Source organism: Shewanella sp. CG12_big_fil_rev_8_21_14_0_65_47_15, assembly GCF_002783505.1.
In the GTDB taxonomy this organism is placed as follows: domain Bacteria; phylum Pseudomonadota; class Gammaproteobacteria; order Enterobacterales; family Shewanellaceae; genus Shewanella.
Genome location: NZ_PFGL01000021.1, coordinates 1 through 18938 on the forward strand (window position 1 = coordinate 1; position 18938 = coordinate 18938).

Genomic DNA, 18938 nt, shown 5'->3' on the forward strand with positions numbered 1-18938 from the left:
CCTTAAAAGCGGTCAATGAGGTTGGCGATAGCGATATGATTTTTGATATCGGCCCCGACAGCGCAGAAGCCTTAGCGAAAATCATTGAATCTGCGGGCACTATCGTGTGGAACGGCCCAGTGGGGGTGTTCGAGTTTGACCAATTTGGTGAAGGCACTAAGCGTATCGCAAAGGCGATTGCGGATTCAAAAGCCTTCTCTATTGCTGGCGGTGGTGACACTTTAGCTGCGGTGGATAAATACGGTATTGCCGATAAGGTCTCTTATATTTCCACTGGCGGCGGCGCTTTCCTCGAGTTCCTCGAAGGTAAAGAATTACCCGCTGTGGCTATGCTTGAAAAGCGCGGTGCCTAAGCAAAGATGAATAACGCGGCGCATAAGACGCCGCGAATAAGCTAACTAGGCTGTTATAAAAGTAAAAGAATTATAAAAAACCGTCCGTCTCTCTAAGGAATTAGCGGGGGCGGGCATAAAAATCCATCCAAACGATAGCGACCTCGGTGACCAAGCGTTGCAGAATGTGACAGTCACCCTATTATTGGAGTTAAAAAATGGCGTTAATTTCCCTACGACAACTACTCGACCACGCGGCAGAACATGGATACGGTGTGCCAGCGTTTAACGTAAACAACTTAGAACAGATGCGTGCGATCATGCAGGCGGCGGAAGCGACCGACAGCCCAGTGATTGTGCAAGCCTCTGCGGGTGCGCGCAAATATGCCCGTCCTCAGTTCTTAAAATATCTGATGACCGCTGCCCTTGAGCAGTATCCCGATATCCCCGTCTGTATTCACCAAGACCACGGTACTGACCCTGATATCTGTCAGCGTTCTATTCAATTAGGCATGTCATCGGTGATGATGGACGGCTCGTTAATGGCGGATGGTAAAACTCCAGCGTCTTACGAGTACAACGTCGATGTGACTCGCAGAACAGTTGCCTTCGCCCATGCTTGTGGTGTGTCTGTTGAAGGTGAAATCGGCTGTTTAGGTAGCCTAGAAACGGGCCAAGCGGGTGAAGAAGATGGCATCGGTGCCGTGGGTACATTAAGCCACGACCAAATGCTGACTAGCCCAGAGGAAGCGGCGCGTTTCGTAGCCGATACCCATGTGGATGCCTTAGCCATCGCTATCGGTACCAGCCACGGTGCTTACAAGTTCAGCCGTAAACCTACGGGTGATGTACTGCGAATCGATCGCATCAAAGAAATCCATGCCCGCATTCCTAACACTCACTTAGTGATGCACGGTTCATCTTCAGTGCCGCAAGAATGGCTACAGATCATCAACCAATACGGTGGTCAAATTCCAGAAACCTACGGCGTGCCATTAGAAGAAATCGTTGAAGGCATCAAACACGGCGTGCGTAAAGTGAACATAGATACCGACCTACGTTTAGCGTCGACTGGCGCCGTGCGTAAATATTTGGCCGAACACCCAAGCGAGTTCGATCCACGTAAGTTCCTAAAAGCCTCTATGGATGCGATGGCAGATATCTGTACGATTCGTTACGAAGCCTTCGGTTGTGCAGGTCAAGCATCTAAGATTAAACCATTGTCTTTACAGGCAATGTATAAAGCTTACCAATCGGGTGCCTTAGATCCTAAGATCAACCTCTAAGCTTAATGATTGTCAGAAGAAGCCCGCTTTTTAGCGGGTTTTTTTATGCAAAAAATCGCTGAATTTTCATTTTTTAATCGTCAATGTTAATATTGCGCAGATTTTTTAGTGGATTAAACGGAACAGGAACGGATAAACATGAAGAAAGTACTGACCGCAGCGATATTAATGACTGCTCCTTTTATGGCGCATGCAGGTGCCGATTTTGTAAAAGGGGATAAGACATTTGCTGGTGAAGCTGAACTAGGTGCGACGTTAACCACAGGTAATACCGAAACCTCATCCTATAAGGGCCGTTTAAACTTGAAGCATGAGCTGGGAGATTGGGAAAACCAGTACCTATTAGAAGGTTTATACAAAGAAGATACGGGGGCTGTCACGGCTAAACGTTATTTTGCGGGCGCGCAGGGTAACTACAAGATGACGGAACGTAGCTACTTGTTTGCCAATGCTAACTATGAGGTTGATCCTTTCACTGGTTATGACTACACCTTATCGGGTGCTGCGGGTTATGGTCATAGACTCTATGACACCAGCAAGACCTTTTTAGATGTTGAAGTCGGTCCGGGTTATATCTATCAGCGCCTCGATTCGGAGCAAGCCCTGTTAGAAGGCACTGATTCGAATGACAGCGTCGTTGCCCATGGCGTGATCAACTTCGAAACAGAAATCACCGATACCTCTAAGTTTCAACAACGTTTTGTTGCCGACTATGGCGATAAATTAGATGCGCGTTCAGAAACCTCGTTAACGGCGAATATCATCGGTGCATTGGCGATGAAGTTTGCCATCATAGTGCGTTATAACAGTGAGCCATTGGACGATAAAAAGAGCACTGATACCGAAACCAACATGACACTGCTCTACGCATTCTAATGTGTAATGTACAAATGCGACTGATATAAAAATAAAAGCACCGAGAGGTGCTTTTTTATTAGCTATTTTTGGACTAAGTTGACTGTACCTGCATTGATTCTTTATTAGCGAGATCTGTAGTTATATAAAAATTAATGTTTTAAGCGTCTGTAGTTATCGGGTAATGCATAGAAAATTGCGTTTTATCAACATTTGCTATCCCTAAGCTATGGTAATTTTTGAATTGATTTTCCACCAAGAGATGAACTTTGATGAAATTACTGCAGTTGTTTAAAAACAGTGGAGTGGCTTTTTTAAGCTTGTTCTGCGTTGCAATATTGAGCGGATTCTCACCTGCAGCTTGGGCTGCAACAGAAGGAATTGAACGACTTAATTTAACCGCCGCAGCCGTTGGCTATATTGCCCTATGCGTGTTTGTTATTGCCTATTTATTGGTCATGGCGGAGGAGGCATTACACCTGCGTAAATCTAAGCCGGTGCTGGTGGCGGCGGGGATTATCTGGGGCATGATAGGTTTTGTGTATGTACAAAACGGAATGTCAGAGATTTCGGAAACGGCATTCAAACATAACTTGTTGGAATACGCCGAACTCTTACTCTTCTTGCTGGTGGCGATGACGTATATCAATGCCATGGAGGAGCGCAATCTATTCGATGCTATCCGTAGTTGGTTAATCGGACGGGGTTTTAGCCTGAGGACAGTGTTTTGGTTAACAGGGTTTATGGCCTTCTTCATCTCCCCCGTTGCGGATAACCTTACCACGGCACTGCTAATGTGCGCCGTGGTGATGAAGGTCGGCGCAGGGCAACGAAAGTTTATTACCCTAGCCTGTATTAACATTGTCGTTGCGGCAAACGCGGGCGGCGCCTTTAGTCCCTTTGGTGATATCACGACGTTAATGGTGTGGCAAAAGGGTCTAGTGCACTTTGGCGATTTCTTCCATTTGTTTATTCCTGCCCTTGTGAACTTTGTCCTGCCGGCGGCCATTATGAGTGTGTTTATCCCGCACTTTGTGCCTGAGCCTGAAAAAGAGCATGTTTACACTAAACATGGGGCGAAACGGATAGTGGCTTTATTCCTACTGACGATTGCGAGTGCGGTGTGTGCCCATTCCTTCCTTGGCATGCCACCCGTACTCGGCATGATGACAGGTCTAGGCTTCCTGCAATTCTTTGGTTTTTATCTGCGTAAAACCTTCGATCGTTCGGTTGCCCGTGAACGTGAAAAGGCCGAGTTAAGGCAAGACAAATTGCGTCTGCAGCAGCTTGGCAGTGTGGTGCCCTTCGATGTCTTTAGCCGAATTTCTCGCGCCGAGTGGGATACCCTACTGTTCTTTTACGGTGTGGTGTTGTGTGTGGGCGGCCTTGGCTTTATGGGGTATTTGAGCTTAGTGTCTGAGGCCATGTATTCGCACTGGGATGTGACCTATGCCAACATCGCCGTGGGCCTATTGTCATCGGTTATTGATAACATTCCCGTGATGTTTGCTGTGCTGACCATGAATCCCGATATGGCCTTAGGCCAATGGCTATTAGTGACATTGACTGCGGGAGTCGGGGGCAGTTTGTTGTCTATCGGCAGTGCAGCTGGGGTGGCACTGATGGGCCAAGCCCGTGGGATCTATACCTTCGGAGCACATTTACGCTGGACACCTGTCATCGCCCTAGGTTATATCGCGAGCATTTGGATCCATATGTGGATAAATTCGGCGATGTTTTAGGATTAATGGATCAAAAATAGAGGCATCCTAAGGATGCCTCTATTGATATTAAGCTCCGCTGAGCAGGGTTATTGGGGTAACACTTGGATTAAATCTAGGTCGTTACTCGCTTTAGCACCGTAGATTTGAATCGCGACCTTAACTTGGGCGACTGAGCCGCTTGGATCCTGCTGCTGCCAATCTAGGGCGGCTATTTCAAACTGATATTGACCTTCGGAAACTTCGGTTAACTTGCCACCGCATTCCTGCAGGCTATGGCATCGATAGTTTTGCGTCACATGCCAGCGTTTCCATGCCTTTGGATTGGTAGAGGTTTTATTCTTATCGGGAAAACCGAAATAGTAAATGTCATAATCTTTTGCCGCCGTGATGGCGTTTTTTTCGGCATCGGTTAATGCAAATACTAAGGTGCCCGTGTTGGGGTCAAACTGCTCCAGCGTTAGATTGATTTGCGCCGCCTCATCGATAGCCACAGTGTTTTCAACTGGGGGAGGCGGTGGTGGAGGCGTCACATCCTCGGATTGATTATCGTCGCCGCCACAGGCAGCAAGGGTCAGCGTCGCTAAGGTTAACGTGAGTAATGGGTATTTCATCACCGCCTCCTTAATTGAAATGTCCAGTATGGCAAGTCGTACATTCCATGTCCGTTTTCACGCTCGCCGCCGAACCTAAGGTGCTGGTGCTACCATGGCAAGTTTGACAATCCTGGGCCTCGGGGGAAGGTTTGCTGCCCAATAATCCCGCGATATTCTCACCCTGATAAGCGCGGTTGAGCAGATCAACGAGGTAATAGGTCATAGAGGCCGATAGGCGATAGCAGCGTTCTCCTTTGCTAGCGAAGGGCAGTCCAGATGCCTTTGACCAGTTACTGATAGAGGAATGACATAACACACTCATGGCCTTAGATGAACTGCCTACTAGGGCGGTTTTTTCTGCGGTTGAGCCGATACCGCTCACAAACTCAGGGGAGGAAAGCGGCAAAGTGGTGTTTTCATAGTAGCGGAAGGTATTTGCAATCACGGCGTTATTCTGGCCATTAATATCATCTAAGATATTGACCAACATACCGATAGCATTGAGGTTGCCGCAGAGGGTGCCCTGGCCTGTCACCCCTGCAAAACCGTAACCCGCTAATGCCGTTGGTATACTGCTAAATTTGTCGGCATCGGCACTATTAGATTGCGCTAGCATAGTGATAACGGAGTGAAACACTTGATGCATGCAGCCGCCGCCCGTTTCATAGGCGAGTTTGGCTGTGGCCATAGGATCGAGTGGTACGTATTTGAGTTTTTCACCTAGTGCGAGTTGATACTGTCCATCCGCAGTTGTGGCTGCGAAGGCCGAAGTCCCCATCAGGGTTGCGCCAGCGGCGGCGGTGCTAATACCAATAATGCGGCTAAGTGCTTGGCGTCGATTAATGCTCATTTTATCTATCCTCTCTTGGTCATTATTTTTATTTATCAAACGGTAAACTTAAGTTGATGGACTAGATTCTAGGGGGGAGGGGGATAAATATTGTGATTTGAGGCGGGGGATATACGCTTGACTGTTTGGTATCAACAAAGCGTAAAAACAATCGATTTATAGGATTAAACGATTGTCATATCAGTTATTCATGCGATTAAAGTGTGATTTATGTCCTGCAATTTATGGTATTTGTGTAGATTTATGCTCTATCTCCGTTTCCTTTAAGACCATTTATTCCTGTGAGCTTACGCAGATTTTCACTTGTTTTTAGGCTCTAGGGTGCCGCATCACGAAATTTAACTAATTGCGTCCTTGGGTTAGCAAGATCACAGTAATTATTAGTAATCTTGCATAGATTCCCATCAGTGTGTTGTCAGTTTGAGGAAAGGGATATGCAGTTGGGCGGTTGCTGGTTTGATCGTGAGCGAGGCTTGCTGACCGAACAGGCCCACAACGAGTCTTGGCACCTTCCCCGCGCCGAGTTGCAGGTGCTCAGTTTGTTAGTAGATCACCGAGGGAAACTTGTTTCAAAGCATGCGCTTAAAACTGGTGACGGCGAAAGTCCGCCCTTGACTGATACGTCATTGGCGCGGGCCGTGTTTATGATCCGCTCCTTTCTAGGTCCCCAATATGAAGGTCTTATTGAGACGGTGAAGGGGCAAGGCTATCTACTGCACAGTGCCCATGGGCAGCGGGTTAAGAGCTTTCATTATCTTGGACTGCAATCCTGGCCTTGGTGGAGTGTATTGCTCGTCTTTGGATTTATGCTGGCATTCACTGTTTTCTATCTCAACCGAATTGATCACAGTGTGCCGACCGAGCCGTTGATGTCGACTGAGTTGCCATTGGCCTCGGGTCAGCATGTGCGCCTGCACCTCTATGCCAATTCGAAGACCAATAATACCTTACTGTTTGAACTGGGTGAGCGTCTGGGTCAAGGGTTAATTGCCTGCGGTAGTAGTGATTGGTCTGAGGTTTACTCTTCTTTATCCCATGATAAACAAGTGCTTAACATTACCATGCGAGGTGATAAGCTTGGGCAGTCTGTCATTCGAAACCTCAAGATCAGTGACTTTAGACGGCCGAAGGAGTTTATCGATGTGAAGTGGCTGTTGGAGGTGGGGATCTGTGGCTAAATGGCTAAAATGGACGATTAATTTGACTATCCTATCGGCCTTAATTGCGGCCTGCGGGGTGATCTATCTACAGTCGGTTTCCAATAAGGCGGTGATCCTCAATTGCAGCTCTGAACTGTTCGACCGCCATGGACAACATGAGGACGATGGTAAATTTTATCTGTTAGTGGATGTGCTTATCTCGTCGGGTAACGCCCAGATTAACTATCGCTATTTTAACCTCGACGGTAGCAGTGCGGGCATGATCTTAATGCAGGGTGAAGTGCAGAGCATGGAGCCTAACAGTATGACCTATAATGTCTCGGTCAAGACTAAGACTGAATCAGAGGGGGTGGATAAGAAGGCTTGGCCTGAGCATATGAAGTACCTCTCATATATCAGCAGTTTACACTTTAGCAAATCTGGCAAGCACAATATGAGTATTGAAATACTCCACAGTGATACCAGCAAAGATTATGCCGTCGTCTTGTTTCAGCCAAGCAATACTGTCTGCGGCTGTCGAATCGTAAATAGCCGAATTTAATCAGTGTATTTAGGTTAGTTTCAGTTTAGATTATGTTTTATCTCCACAGTTTTACCGCTATGGATCCATTTAGTGAGGGGCGTAACAGGTTTTTGTGTCTAAGATCCGAGTAAAGCAAGAAGAATCCCTGTCGATTAAGTTCAGTCATCAGATGGAAAAGGGTGATAATCGCCAGCTCGACCTCTATTTCTTTCTGCCAAAGGAAATGGGCATAGGTTCCCATACCTTAAACGAAGAAGAATATTACTACAGCTCGATTGTCGGACGGCGTTCCTATTATTCCGAAGGTCTGCACTTGCCCTTAGTGCAAGGTCGATTTGCCAGTCTTAACCGGCGCACCGTCGAAGAGTTTAGATTGTACTTAAACTTATTTGCCTATCAGTTTGCGGTCGCGGTTGAAAACGATGTTAAGGAACTGGGCCAACTTACCGATGTAACCCACTTTTATTTCGCCCTCGATGAGCTGCGCGAGCAAATTACTCAGTTACTTAAAAAGTTTCGCCGCAATGAACCCGGCGATCCTAAGTGGAAATCCTACTTCGAAAATGCAGATAACTACCTGTCATGGTTTTGTGAGCAGCAATTGCTTAAAGTGCTCGCCTATGCGACGCGCAGCAGTGATTTCAATGATATTCAAGAGCGGGTGTTGACCCTCTGTCGGAATGAATGCGCCTATCGGGACGCGAACAATTACAACTCGGCTCAAACTAAGCAAGATCCTAATCGTATTTCGAATAAGATGTTGCTGCTACGCCGTTTGATCCAGCAAGGGGTGGTGCTGAAGGAAGAGTTAAAGCCGCTGGGCATTGGCCTTAAGAAATTCACCACGGGCTTGGCGACGGCCCTAGTGATGCTTGTCGTCTCGGCACTTATCATTGAGGCACAGGGCGCATTCAGTGGGTTTACGATCGCACTGGTGTTGACACTCGCGGTAATTTACGGTTTTAGGGAAATCTTTAAGGATGACGTACGCAATGCGATGTGGCGTTTTATCCAACGTGGTCGCCCCCGTTGGAGCCGTATTTTGCGGGATACGACCAGTCAGGCCGTTATTGCTAAGCAATTAGTATGGCTAGAATTTATGCGTCAGCAGGATTTACCCGATAAGGTCAGTGAGATCCTAAAGCACAGGCATAGCCAAAATAAGGTCGACGCCGAGATCCTGCATTATAAGATCGCCACTAAAGTGAATCAGAGTGAGTTCCAGGCGGGTTATTCGACTATTCAAGAACAAGTCAATTTCAGTTTTGTGCCCTTTGCCCGCTATCTAGAGCGGGGCAAGGCCAAAATTTATAAGGAAATAGAGGGCAAGATCAGCCATGAGTCCGTGGAGCGGCGCTATCAAGTGAACTTGATTTTAGTGCTGCGGGATGGGCGAGAGGCGCCGCAATATTTCCGCTATAAGATCACTATGAACCGTTCGACCATCATTGAAATTACCCAGAGTCAGTTGCCTGACTCGATAAATCCCTCAACCCCTAAGGATGATGACGAGTAAAGGCTTGACCGATATTTTGATCGTTATTCTGCTTCGCCCGCTTGAGCGCCACTTCGGCATTGCTAAGGTATTGCTCTAAGGTTTGGCCTTCCTGATAGCTGGCGATACCAATGCTAATGCCTTCCCCTAGGCCATTGCTGTTAAGCTTTTCCATGGTACTGAGGGCGAAGTGATGGGCTTGGATCGCATCCGTATCGGGCAATATCACAATCAACTTACCCAGTTGCCAATGCAAAATCTGGAAATGGGCGGGGATCTCGAGTAGTAGCTGAACTTCCACTTCCTGTTGGCGAGTCTCGAGTTGATCGATATCGCTCATATGGCTCAGCATTCCCTCTGGATTTATGTCCATAAGTAGTAGGCTGGAGTGATTGCGACTCTGGGCCGCAAGGGAAGTGAAGTAGCGTTCTAAATCCGGCAAATTGAGTAAAATAGTGCTGCGATGGGGGACAAAGCTGCGTTGCTCAGTGCCTCGAATTCGCTCGGCCGCTTGTTCTAGGGTACAGATGATATAGTCAATTTCACCATCGGCTGCCACATGTCCCTTGAGTGTTGCCTGCAAACAGTTGGAATGACGTAGGTTAGGTGAGCAGAGTATTTGCCCTTGCCACTGGCCTTGCATACTGATCTGCGCCGTAATTCTCGGCCATTGATTACCTAGATCGTTGGCGAGCAGTGAGGCTAAGTCATGGTTTAAGTCGCCGTTTAGCTGCATCAGTTGGTCGAATACGGGATTAATTTTGATGAGCTTTCCTGTTGCATCCGTCAGCGCCGTCGCCACAGTATTATCGCAGAGCAAGTCGCTTAAAAAGGCCTGTTGTCTACTGCTGATAAGCTCGCTGATATTTTCTAAGGTCACTAATAAATGTGGCAAGCCTCGGCTAATTCGTGGCGCTTGACGCACATGGGTTTTGAGCGTCGGAGCATCGATACTGCCGAGTGACAATTGGGCAGACCATTCGCCGTCTCTGTACACTTGATCCATCATTTGGGCATGGGTGACATCGTCCAAGTTGAGGGTGCGTTGCAGACTACGGTCAGTCAGTTCATCCAGTGGCACTAAGGTGAACTCGGCGGCTTTAGGATTGGCGCTAATAATACGCGCATGTTCATTGGCTAGAATAAAGCCCATATCGTTGTTAAATAAGCTATTGGCGACATCAATACTGTATTGACGAGAGCGGTGCTGTAGCCGGTACATATGGCTTAGTAAAACCACCCAAGCCGCAAGCATAGTGATGGTCAGGGCTGCAACTATCACAATATTTTGCCATTGGGAAAAACGTGCGGCTATGTCTCCATTACGGATATAGGACAATAAAAAGTATTCGCGATGCAGTTCAGGTTGAGTGGTTAACTCCACTTTGAGGTAGACAAAAGTGGCATTATCACCGTGGAATTGGCCAAAGTTACTCATGGACATTTCTCGCCAGAGTGCAGGATAACTCTGGCGTAAACTGGCGCCTAAGGTTTCGGGCATATGGGGAAGTGGGGCAAGGTTACTGACCCCCGCATAGAGTAATCCTTGGGTGTCGAGCACTAGCATGGGCGACTTATTACTCGAAAATGCGGGTTTTATAGCCTCCAACATTTGTACCATAGAATTGTAAGTAATGAGGTAACCCATTGAACTTTGATCGGGCTTTTCTAGCCAAGCCAGTTGGTACATATAGGGTTCGAGTATGCCCTCTAGGGGGACGAATTCTAGGGGGGATGTGTAAATTTCTTTACCACCTAAATTACGACTCGAACCTAACAGCGTCGGAGGTAAGGCATCTTTGCTAAAATTGGAGGCCGTTGAAAATTTATAATTCCCTTGGGGATCGAACAGGGCAATACCCAATAGCTCGGGGATATGTTGTACCAGTTCCTGCCAACTGTCTTGCAGCTTCTGCTGTTGTGATGAGGTTGGATTTTTGAGGTACTGTTTGAGTAACTCATCCTTAGCGAATAGCTGGGTCCTAAATTGCTGAAAAGCGACTTTATCCGTGATCAGTGTACCTATCGTTTGTAGTTCGCTATACCTCTGTGTTGCCCACTCTTCCTGTAGCCGACGTTCACCTAAGGTGATAATAAGATTTGTTAAAATGATCATGCCAATCACTAGCATCGACAACTGGCTTGCGACCGCCAACAGGCGCTGGTGGGACCAATGTAGCCCTTGAGTCAGGGAAAGCAGCGGAGCTAGGGGATGTATGCTTGATTTTTTCTTCAGCATGGGCCGATTTTGCGTTGGTGATCTGTTAATTTGGCTATGTTAACACGAATGAAATGTTACGACAGTGGCAAGTTGCTTGGGCAGCTTAGGGGCCTTAAGTTATTTTGGGAGTCAATCTAGGCTGTTCGGGCGGTTGGCTTCTACCCAAGCGTACCTAAAACTCTATGTTTAAACTCACAGCCATAGGCCAGCACTTGCTCGCGGCACAGATCGATATCGACACCTGCTAATCCTTCGATGGCCGAGACTTGCACTCTTTCAATATAGTGGGGCGCTAGGCTGATAAAGGCATTCACCGCCGCGTAGGAGTCCGCCAGTTTCGGGCGGCAATGTTGATTATAGGCCGTTTCGTTATCGGCATTGAGGGAAATCGATAAGCTGTCAACCCATTGGGCAAGTTCGGGCAGAATGTTGCGTCTATGGACTAAATTAGCTAATCCATCGGTATTCACGCGTACACGGCCGCCCCTGTGTTTAATTTCCTTCGCAACGGCGATCAGGGTTGGCAGATTCAGTGTGGGTTCGCCATAGCCACAGAAAACATATTCCTCAAAGTCGTCCGCGCTCCCCAGTAGCGGGATAATCTCCTCGGGTTTAGGTTGATGGGTCAGTGCCAGTTGATATTCATGGAGCTGTTTGCTGCCATTATGCTTTGGACAAAAAGTACAGCGCAGGGTACAACGCCCGGTGATATTGAGGTAACGACTTCTGCGGATATCGTAGACTAAGGTTTCAGTGGCGCAGGTTTCATTCGTGCACACTTCTTGGGTGATATGCCCATTGGGTAAGGTTTCAGTGGCTTTGAGCTGTGGCTCTTGCTTAGTCATGGCATAGTGTGAATTTGGCATACTGTAGGTTTTATTGCGCTGCAGGATAACTGGTAGTCAGTGTAACTAATGCCCTTTGGGATAACTGCCACCTAGATCGCACTCCGAGCTTAAGCCGTATCTGTACAGATCCCTAAGTTAAGCCGATAAAAAAGAGAGCCGAGGCTCTCTTTTTATTGGATCTAGTAATCCTGTTTGCAGTCTTGATCACTTAGGGTATTAAGTTTCACCCTTTGTCGTTACCCGGGAATGTCAGCGGGTGAGTGTAGCCAGGCTTAAACCCGGCACCAGACCTTAGGGGTTGGACCAACGTCCGGGCAGAGACAAGTCACCGGAAGCGATATCATAGACATTCACTACACACAGGAGTGGATTATGCAGGTTGGCATTGATTTTCAAGGCTGCGGTCACGCCGTCGTAGTTGAAATCCGTCGGGAAACCCACTTCTTTCAAGGGAACCCTGATGGCGACCGTGTTCTGCTTGAGGCTGAAATCATAGCCGGGTGAATCTATGTATATGGGGGCGCCAGGCCAGGTCTTGGGGACCTTGGGGGTTTCGCCTGCGGGAATATCCCTGACTTTTAGCCCTTTGGGGCCACAGGCCTCATCCGGGGTCAATACCACCCAATGGGCGTGCCAGTCATCCCCGTCATTGGTCAGATTGCCGTCGTTATTCTCATCATATAAGGGGGTGTCATCGAAGTCCGGATGGGCCGTCAGCGCCAGGGCGACTATGCCTTTCTTACCCTCGAAGCCTATGACTTCCGAGTCCAGAGCCGTAGGCCAGACGTAACTGAAGACATCGGCGGTGGCGAACTTCTTGCCATTGCTCTTGGGTTTATCGGCCCCGGCCATGCCTGTTACTATCTGTTCAAATACCAGATGGGTGCCGTCTTTGAATACCCGGGTATGCACCAGATCGAAAGCGGCCTGGGTATCAGATTTCTCGGTGTGAATACCGCCGGGACCGTGAGCCATGGCCTGTGAACTCCCTAAAGCTATGAGCATACTCAGCATAAGTTTTTTCATGGTTAACCTCGTTATTGGTGATAGGTTGGGGTGATAGATGTTTACTGCCGCGGCTGCAGCCAGAGTGTTGTCAGTGGCGCACTTGAGTCAAATACTTCAATATGTTCAATTAGTTGTAGTGGCACCTCGAGCAGGTCTCCGGCCGCATGCAATTGTAAATATTCTTCACCAGCGCCGGTGCGGGTGTTAACGGCCGTGCCGCTTATCTGGCTGCCGTCCATCCGCCGGACCCGAATCGGGTAGCGTCTCATACAGATGATCTCGACATGATCATGCAGATCACAGGCAATAATGGCTGGGGTCATATTGGCGTCTCAGTATGGCGTGAATTAACAGCCTTGCAGTTTGAGAATGAAATGCTCATCGGCATCGATGGCGGCCATTACCTCTGGGGTGGCGATTTCGTTATGGCAAAAATTGCAGCTCTGTTGCTGTATATCGGCGGCGTCTATGCCCTGTTGCTGTAAGAAGCGCTGAGCGTAGAAATTAGCCTGGGCCGCATTTTTCGGCTCCACCAGTACATCAAAATGCAAGTAGTGGCCGGCCTGGGTTTTTACATGTGTGTCAAATACCTGAACTTTCATTCCTGTCTCCTTGGATGGCTTGTCGTTTAGCTCAATTCAATTTTGTTTCGATTCGATACTAATTCTTTGGTGGTCGAGATAATAGTTTCGTATCGACACTATGTCAATGTATACTGCAAGAAATAGCGATAACTTTGATGAGCTGGAAATGACGCCGACTTTTTTTGATTATGTGGAACGGCTCAACAGCCTGTTACGCAGTTGGCAAAGAGATGATCTCCAAGTGTCTACCGTGCCTGCGGTGCAACTGAGTGCGCTGCGCTATCTGAGCATCTGCAATCACTACTCGGATACGGTAACCGGGGTGACAGAATATCTGGGACTGACCAAGGGCACTGTGTCTCAGTCTCTCAAGGCGTTGGAAGAGCGGCAATGGCTGGTTAAACGTTTGGATTCAAGGGATAAGCGCATAGTGCATTTAAGGCCCACACAGACAGGACTGGCGCTGGTACAGCGGCTGGCCACACTGCAGGTGCTGGAGAATGCCTTGGCGCAGTTAGGCGCCGAAGCCGAGCAACAGTTGACCGCCTTGTTGCATGAGCTGCTGACCCAGATACAGCAACAGGAGAGCCGCAAGAGTTTCGGCATCTGCAGCAGTTGCCGTTTTCATCAGCACAGGGATGGCCAGCCTTTCTGTGGCTTGACCCGAGAACCCTTGCCGGATGATGCCATCGAGTTGATTTGCCGGGAACACCAGGCTCCGGCTTAGGCTACGGTTTGAACTCTACCGAACATCGACAGCGCTGAGAGCAGACCGCAGTAATTGACTGGATAGATGAGTTTGAACTCAGTGGCAGGGATGGCCAGCCTCCGTGGGGCAGCAATGAAAAGGGCTTAAGCCGACAGCTTAAGCCCTTTCTGATCTCATCTCTATCGAGATTAACGTTCCGTTTGAGGCGGCGTCGGCTCCTCGAGAGTAGCCTCTGCCTTGGGCCGCCACCACCAATGGAAAAACCGACCCGTAGTGCGCCTTAGATCATCGAGGATAATGTAAAGCAGCGGTACTAAGATAAGAGTCACCACCGTTGAGAACAGGATACCGAAGGCGAGGGATGTGGCCATTGGGATCACAATCTGCGCCTGTAGGCTGCGTTCCAGAATGATAGGTACTAGCCCCACGAAGGTGGTCAGTGAGGTCAGGATAATCGCCCTAAAGCGATAACAGCCCGAATCCACCGCCGCCTGTTTTACCGATTGCCCTTGCTCGCGCGCTCGGTTCACAAAGTCCACTAAAATCAAGGAGTCATTCACGACTACTCCGGCCAGTGCGACAATACCGCAGAGGCTTAGGACGCTCATGGCGAGCCCTTGAACTAAGTGTCCAAATAGGGCACCGATTATCCCGAAGGGGATCACCGACATGATGATCAGCGGCTGACTGTAGGATTTGAGCGGCACCGCCATTAGGGCATAAATGGTAAACAGGGCAAAGAAGAAACCTTGCATTAACCCCACCATGGCATTCTGTTCATCCAAACTGCCGCCATCCAGTGCGGTTTGGATTTTCGGATACTTAGCCTGTAGTTGCGGCAGATAATCCTCTTGGATTTCCTGTACTACCTTCGAAGGTTCAACTTTGTTTTTGTTCGCATTGGCAATAATGGTGATCGCCCGTTTACCATCGACCCGGGTAATTGAGGCGTAGGATTCGCCCTTTTCGACTTCGGCCACGGTGGAGAAAGGCACTGATTTGCCCTGCGGCGTGCGGATCAGCATATTCTCGAGGTAGCCAACGGTACGGCGCTGCTCTAATGGATAGCGCACCATGACTTTGATTTCCTCTTTATTACGCAAAATCCTTTGTGCTTCATAACCATAAAAGCCATAACGTACTTGGCGGGCTAAATCGGACAAGGTTAAGCCTAATGCTTCGGCTTCTGGGCGGATCTTGAGACGGATTTCATGGCTGCCCGAGGAGAAGTTATCGGCAATGTCGTACACGCCCTCATAGGTGGCAAGCTTTTGTTTAAGCTCGCGGGCGGCTGCAGATAATTCTTCTAAATCGCTCGAGGTCAATCTAAAGGAAATATCACCACCACCTCCTCCGTTACCGCTGGCGTTAAAGTCGAGTTTCTTCACGGACAGTAATTCGGGGAGTTGTTCACGCCATGCGGAAGCAATGCTTTCGCCATCTACATCCCTATCTTCACCCTTAGTCAGTTCGGCAAAGATAAAGGCGGAGGTGCGGGAACTCATATTGATAAAACTATGTTTTACCACTTCGCTGCCCTTATCTTTCTCCATCTTGGCGTTCATCTTGTACAGGGCTTCTTCGATACTCTGTACGACTTTTAAGGTGTTTTGTTCCGAGCTGCCCTCATCCATCTCCAGTTGCACTTGAATAAAGTCCGACGGAATATCCGGGAAAAATACCCAGCGCACTTTACCGCTGACCACTAAGGCAATCGATAGGATCAGCACACCGATAAAGGCGGCGACCACGTTGTATCTGTGTTGGATGCAGCGCTCGAGGAAGTTACGGTAACTGTGGTGGATAAAATGCTGCACCCTATCGTTAAACTTCGCCTTGAGGCGACCAAACAAACCCGTGACTTCACCCGGTTTTTTGAACTTCATATGGGCCAAATGCGCAGGTAGGATAAATTTGGATTCCACCAGTGAAAACGCCAGACACATGATGACCACCATGCCGATAGATTTCCAGATAATGCCCATGGGGCCTGAAACCATCAACATAGGGATAAAGGCGGCGATAGTGGTCAATACCCCGAAGGTGGCGGGCATGGCGACCTTTTGCGCGCCGCGAATAACATTCTCAATCGAGTGACCATGCCGTTCGACCTCACTATAGGCACTCTCCCCAATCACAATGGCATCGTCCACCACTATCCCCAGCACTAGGATAAAGGCGAATAGAGTCAACATATTGATTGTCATGGAGAAAGGTTCGAGTGGCATGATCAGCATAGTGCCGAGGAAACACACGGGCAGGCCCATCATCACCCAAAATGCCAGTTTGAGATCGAGGAACAGTGCCAAGATCACAAATACTAGCAGGGCGCCATAAAACATGTTCGACATCATCATGTTTAAACGGCCTTTAAGATAGTGGGTCAGATCGCCCCAGGTATCGAGTTTGGCATTGGCCGGCAGCGTGGCGCGACGCTTTTCGACATACTGTTTGACTTGGTCAGCAATATCTAAGGCATTTTGATCATTGACACTCGTCACCTCAATAATGGCGGCGGGCTTGCCATTAAAGCGGGTGTATTCTAAGCGTTCTTCAAAATCGTCCTTGATGATCGCAACTTGCGGTAACATCACTCGGCTACCATCGGGGCGGGTGGTGACGACGATATTGGCAAAATCGTCACCCGTGTAGGCTTGGCCTTTAGTGCGTAGCAGAATATCGCCATCTTCAGCGCGGATTGAGCCACCGGGTAAGTCGATGGAGGAGTTTTGCACCGCAGCGGCAACCTGTGAGAAGGTTAAACCATATTCGCGCAGCTTATCCTCGGAGACTTCGATACCGATTTCATAGTCGCGTACCCCAGTCACTTTCGCCCGTGTTACCGCGGGGAGCTGAGTCAAATCATCGCGAACCGATTTAGCCAGCTCCTTCATATCATGCAGTGTCATATCACCATAGACAGACACCCAAATGACGTTGTTCTCAGGTTCAATTTTATAAATTTGCGGCTTTTCGATATTCACAGGGAAGGTGGCAATGGCATCCAACCTTAGCTTGGCTTCATCCAGTACAGTTTGAACATCGTAACCATCCTCGACTTCAACTGTGATTGAGCCTACTCCCTCACCGGCGACGGAAGTGACTTTCTTGATACCGTTGATATCTTGAATCGCCTCCTCAATCTTAATATTGATGCCCTCTTCGATTTCCTGAGGAGCCGCGCCGGGATAGGCAACGGAAATATTCAGCAGATTAAGTTCAAATGAAGGAAAAACCTCCTTATTGATCAATACGGTGCTAAATAGGCCGCCAATCAACAGTGCCCACATTAATAGGTTTGCCGCCACACTATTACGGGCAAACCAGGCTAAGATCCCTTTTTGAGTGTCCATTATTTCACTCCAGCGGCGGCAAGACTCGACTCAGGAGTATCTTCGGTGGGCGTTTGCACTGGGTTGGCGTCTTCGCCAATGACCTTCACTAACTGACCATTGGCCATATTGCTAAAGTGGGTGATGGCGACGCGCTCGCCGGTTTTCAAACTGTCTTTAATAAACACATGTTCAAGATCGCTACGCACCACATTGACATGACGCATTTCGACGATGTTTTTATCGTTAATTAAGGCGACATGCTCATTGCGTACAACATGGCGTGGCAATTTAACAATGCCATCGACGGTGCGGCCCTTAATAACGGCATTCACAAAGCTACCGTATTTGAGCGGCAAGCTACCCTGTTCTTTATGTGCACGCAGGTAAGGATCTTTAATCTCGGCAACGAGGTAAACCATACGATTATCGGCATCGATCACGCCTTCACTGCGGATAATATTGCCTACCCAAGAGTTCATTTTCCCCGCTAGCGATGCGCTTAGGGTGACTTCGGTATCTGGATTATCGACGGATTCTAGATAGGCTAAATCGTCATTTGAAATAGGTAAGCGGATCTCTGCAATGCGGGTGTCATACAGTTCGCCTAGATTAGTTCCTAAGGTAACATATTGACCTAAATCGACATTTCTAGCTTTGATTATGCCATCGAAGGGCGCGCGTATCACAGTGCGTTCAAGGTTACGCTGCGCGCGGGCTAACGCGGCCTGGGCATATTTGACGTTAGCTTGTTCTTTCTTGAGTTGGGGAATACGTAAACCGAGTTCAGGCGGTAACCCCTTGTCATAGCCTTTGAATTCGATTTTGGCGACTTCGCCGCGGGCGATTTCTTCATTGAGCGCCGCAGTGGCTTGGGCCAAGGTCGCTTCTGCTTGCATTAAATCTGCCTCGTAATCCGAAGGTTCGATTTGCGCTAATTGGTCACCTTTCCTGACTATGCCACCAGCTACAAAGTTAGGTGAAATGGTGAGCATTCTACCTTGTACTTCAGTGACAAGCTGGGTCTTATATTTGGGGGTCACTACACCGTAGGAAGGTAAATTGAGTGATACCGTTTGTTGCTCAACCTGGGTGACATCGACGATAGGTATAGGCATGTCTTCCGGTTTTTGTTCTGGTGCCTCCTTGGTTTTCATTAATAAGACTGCGCCAACTATAAATAGCAGCAGGATAAAAAAAGGAGACAATCTCCTCAGTAGGGTCTTCATCATATGATTGTTACATCCATGCTAATCGCGTAATGGGCTTAAAGTACCAGAGTCGGGCGCACCAATAAATTCATTTTTGTAAATTAAATGTGTCGAAAAGTGATGTTTTGACACATGTGCTCACTAGGTGTCGATATTTGGGCGAAATTTAGAACAGATAAATGATGAAAGGTTCACTTAGGTAATTGG

The 18938-nt window shown here is 48.3% G+C and carries 17 protein-coding genes; 8 read left to right on the top strand and 9 right to left on the bottom strand.

The annotated features are described in order from the left end of the window. The 4 genes from pgk to nhaD all read left to right on the top strand — a co-directional run. Positions 1-353, top strand: a 353-nt coding sequence (gene pgk / locus COW15_RS06110; RefSeq protein ID WP_293630964.1) for a phosphoglycerate kinase, incomplete at its 5' end; no start/stop codon positions are given. Positions 354-550: 197 nt separating this feature from the next. Beyond that, positions 551-1618 carry a class II fructose-bisphosphate aldolase gene (fba, locus tag COW15_RS06115; protein ID WP_293630965.1) on the top strand — a complete coding sequence of 356 codons (1068 nt, stop codon included), beginning with the start codon at positions 551-553 and terminating at the stop codon, positions 1616-1618. A gap of 138 nt (positions 1619-1756) precedes the next feature. Next, positions 1757-2494 carry a DUF481 domain-containing protein gene (locus tag COW15_RS06120; RefSeq protein ID WP_293630966.1) on the top strand — a complete coding sequence of 246 codons (738 nt, stop codon included), beginning with the start codon at positions 1757-1759 and terminating at the stop codon, positions 2492-2494. A gap of 251 nt (positions 2495-2745) precedes the next feature. After that, on the top strand, positions 2746-4215 hold the full coding sequence (nhaD, locus tag COW15_RS06125; protein ID WP_293630968.1) for a sodium:proton antiporter NhaD: 1470 nt from the start codon (positions 2746-2748) through the stop codon (positions 4213-4215). A gap of 68 nt (positions 4216-4283) precedes the next feature. On the opposite strand, the gene COW15_RS06130 is transcribed toward nhaD, so the two are convergent. Further along, positions 4284-4808 (bottom strand): hypothetical protein, encoded by a 525-nt coding sequence (locus COW15_RS06130; RefSeq protein ID WP_293630970.1) that lies wholly within the window; start codon positions 4806-4808, stop codon positions 4284-4286. A gap of 10 nt (positions 4809-4818) precedes the next feature. Further along, on the bottom strand, positions 4819-5640 hold the full coding sequence (locus COW15_RS06135) for a cytochrome C (RefSeq protein ID WP_293630972.1): 822 nt from the start codon (positions 5638-5640) through the stop codon (positions 4819-4821). Positions 5641-6074: 434 nt separating this feature from the next. Here COW15_RS06135 and COW15_RS06140 point away from each other — a divergent pair, with 434 nt between their 5' ends. The 3 genes from COW15_RS06140 (at position 6075) to COW15_RS06150 (ending at position 8839) form a co-directional block, all read left to right on the top strand. Continuing rightward, positions 6075-6818 carry a helix-turn-helix domain-containing protein gene (locus COW15_RS06140; RefSeq protein WP_293630974.1) on the top strand — a complete coding sequence of 248 codons (744 nt, stop codon included), beginning with the start codon at positions 6075-6077 and terminating at the stop codon, positions 6816-6818. Further along, positions 6811-7341: a hypothetical protein gene (locus COW15_RS06145; protein WP_293630975.1), complete on the top strand. Its 531-nt coding sequence runs from the start codon at positions 6811-6813 to the stop codon at positions 7339-7341. The genes COW15_RS06140 and COW15_RS06145 overlap by 8 nt, the downstream gene beginning before the upstream one ends. Before the next feature lie 94 nt (positions 7342-7435). Then, the gene (locus COW15_RS06150) at positions 7436-8839 is read left to right on the top strand and encodes a hypothetical protein (protein ID WP_293630977.1); all 1404 of its coding nucleotides are present in this window, start codon (positions 7436-7438) and stop codon (positions 8837-8839) included. Here the strand turns inward: COW15_RS06150 and COW15_RS06155 are convergent. The 5 genes from COW15_RS06155 to COW15_RS06175 form a co-directional block, all read right to left on the bottom strand. After that, the gene (locus tag COW15_RS06155; protein WP_293630979.1) at positions 8820-11057 is read right to left on the bottom strand and encodes a PAS domain-containing protein; all 2238 of its coding nucleotides are present in this window, start codon (positions 11055-11057) and stop codon (positions 8820-8822) included. The genes COW15_RS06150 and COW15_RS06155 overlap by 20 nt on opposite strands. A gap of 140 nt (positions 11058-11197) precedes the next feature. After that, on the bottom strand, positions 11198-11905 hold the full coding sequence (locus tag COW15_RS06160) for a TatD family nuclease-associated radical SAM protein (protein ID WP_293630980.1): 708 nt from the start codon (positions 11903-11905) through the stop codon (positions 11198-11200). Between the two features lie 273 nt (positions 11906-12178). Then, positions 12179-12913 carry a hypothetical protein gene (locus tag COW15_RS06165; RefSeq protein ID WP_293630982.1) on the bottom strand — a complete coding sequence of 245 codons (735 nt, stop codon included), beginning with the start codon at positions 12911-12913 and terminating at the stop codon, positions 12179-12181. Positions 12914-12954: 41 nt separating this feature from the next. Further along, on the bottom strand, positions 12955-13218 hold the full coding sequence (locus COW15_RS06170; RefSeq protein ID WP_293630984.1) for a Rho-binding antiterminator: 264 nt from the start codon (positions 13216-13218) through the stop codon (positions 12955-12957). A gap of 24 nt (positions 13219-13242) precedes the next feature. After that, a complete protein-coding gene (locus COW15_RS06175; protein WP_293630986.1) occupies positions 13243-13497 on the bottom strand; it encodes a DUF2024 family protein in 255 nt (84 codons plus the stop codon). Between the two features lie 148 nt (positions 13498-13645). On the opposite strand from COW15_RS06175, the gene COW15_RS06180 reads away from it, so the two are divergent. Next, positions 13646-14206: a MarR family winged helix-turn-helix transcriptional regulator gene (locus COW15_RS06180; RefSeq protein ID WP_293630987.1), complete on the top strand. Its 561-nt coding sequence runs from the start codon at positions 13646-13648 to the stop codon at positions 14204-14206. Positions 14207-14376: 170 nt separating this feature from the next. Here the strand turns inward: COW15_RS06180 and COW15_RS06185 are convergent, their stop codons facing one another. Together COW15_RS06185 and COW15_RS06190 are read right to left on the bottom strand one after the other, a co-directional pair. Next, positions 14377-17541, bottom strand: coding sequence for an efflux RND transporter permease subunit (locus COW15_RS06185; RefSeq protein WP_293630989.1), 3165 nt, complete (start codon positions 17539-17541; stop codon positions 14377-14379). After that, entirely contained in the window at positions 17541-18752 is a 1212-nt protein-coding gene (locus COW15_RS06190) for an efflux RND transporter periplasmic adaptor subunit (RefSeq protein ID WP_293630992.1), read from the bottom strand. Before COW15_RS06190 ends, COW15_RS06185 begins: the two co-directional genes overlap by 1 nt. Between the last annotated feature and the right edge of the window lie 186 nt (positions 18753-18938).

What these genes read in the sequence shown, in the direction of transcription:
- fba (WP_293630965.1), top strand. Translation starts at nt 551, where the DNA reads ATGGCGTTAATTTCCCTACGACAACTACTCGACCACGCGGCAGAACAT.
- COW15_RS06120 (WP_293630966.1), top strand. Translation starts at nt 1,757, where the DNA reads ATGAAGAAAGTACTGACCGCAGCGATATTAATGACTGCTCCTTTTATG.
- nhaD (WP_293630968.1), top strand. Translation starts at nt 2,746, where the DNA reads ATGAAATTACTGCAGTTGTTTAAAAACAGTGGAGTGGCTTTTTTAAGC.
- COW15_RS06130 (WP_293630970.1), bottom strand. Translation starts at nt 4,808, where the DNA reads ATGAAATACCCATTACTCACGTTAACCTTAGCGACGCTGACCCTTGCT.
- COW15_RS06135 (WP_293630972.1), bottom strand. Translation starts at nt 5,640, where the DNA reads ATGAGCATTAATCGACGCCAAGCACTTAGCCGCATTATTGGTATTAGC.
- COW15_RS06140 (WP_293630974.1), top strand. Translation starts at nt 6,075, where the DNA reads ATGCAGTTGGGCGGTTGCTGGTTTGATCGTGAGCGAGGCTTGCTGACC.
- COW15_RS06155 (WP_293630979.1), bottom strand. Translation starts at nt 11,057, where the DNA reads ATGCTGAAGAAAAAATCAAGCATACATCCCCTAGCTCCGCTGCTTTCC.
- COW15_RS06160 (WP_293630980.1), bottom strand. Translation starts at nt 11,905, where the DNA reads ATGCCAAATTCACACTATGCCATGACTAAGCAAGAGCCACAGCTCAAA.
- COW15_RS06165 (WP_293630982.1), bottom strand. Translation starts at nt 12,913, where the DNA reads ATGAAAAAACTTATGCTGAGTATGCTCATAGCTTTAGGGAGTTCACAG.
- COW15_RS06170 (WP_293630984.1), bottom strand. Translation starts at nt 13,218, where the DNA reads ATGACCCCAGCCATTATTGCCTGTGATCTGCATGATCATGTCGAGATC.
- COW15_RS06175 (WP_293630986.1), bottom strand. Translation starts at nt 13,497, where the DNA reads ATGAAAGTTCAGGTATTTGACACACATGTAAAAACCCAGGCCGGCCAC.
- COW15_RS06180 (WP_293630987.1), top strand. Translation starts at nt 13,646, where the DNA reads ATGACGCCGACTTTTTTTGATTATGTGGAACGGCTCAACAGCCTGTTA.
- COW15_RS06185 (WP_293630989.1), bottom strand. Translation starts at nt 17,541, where the DNA reads ATGGACACTCAAAAAGGGATCTTAGCCTGGTTTGCCCGTAATAGTGTG.
- COW15_RS06190 (WP_293630992.1), bottom strand. Translation starts at nt 18,752, where the DNA reads ATGATGAAGACCCTACTGAGGAGATTGTCTCCTTTTTTTATCCTGCTG.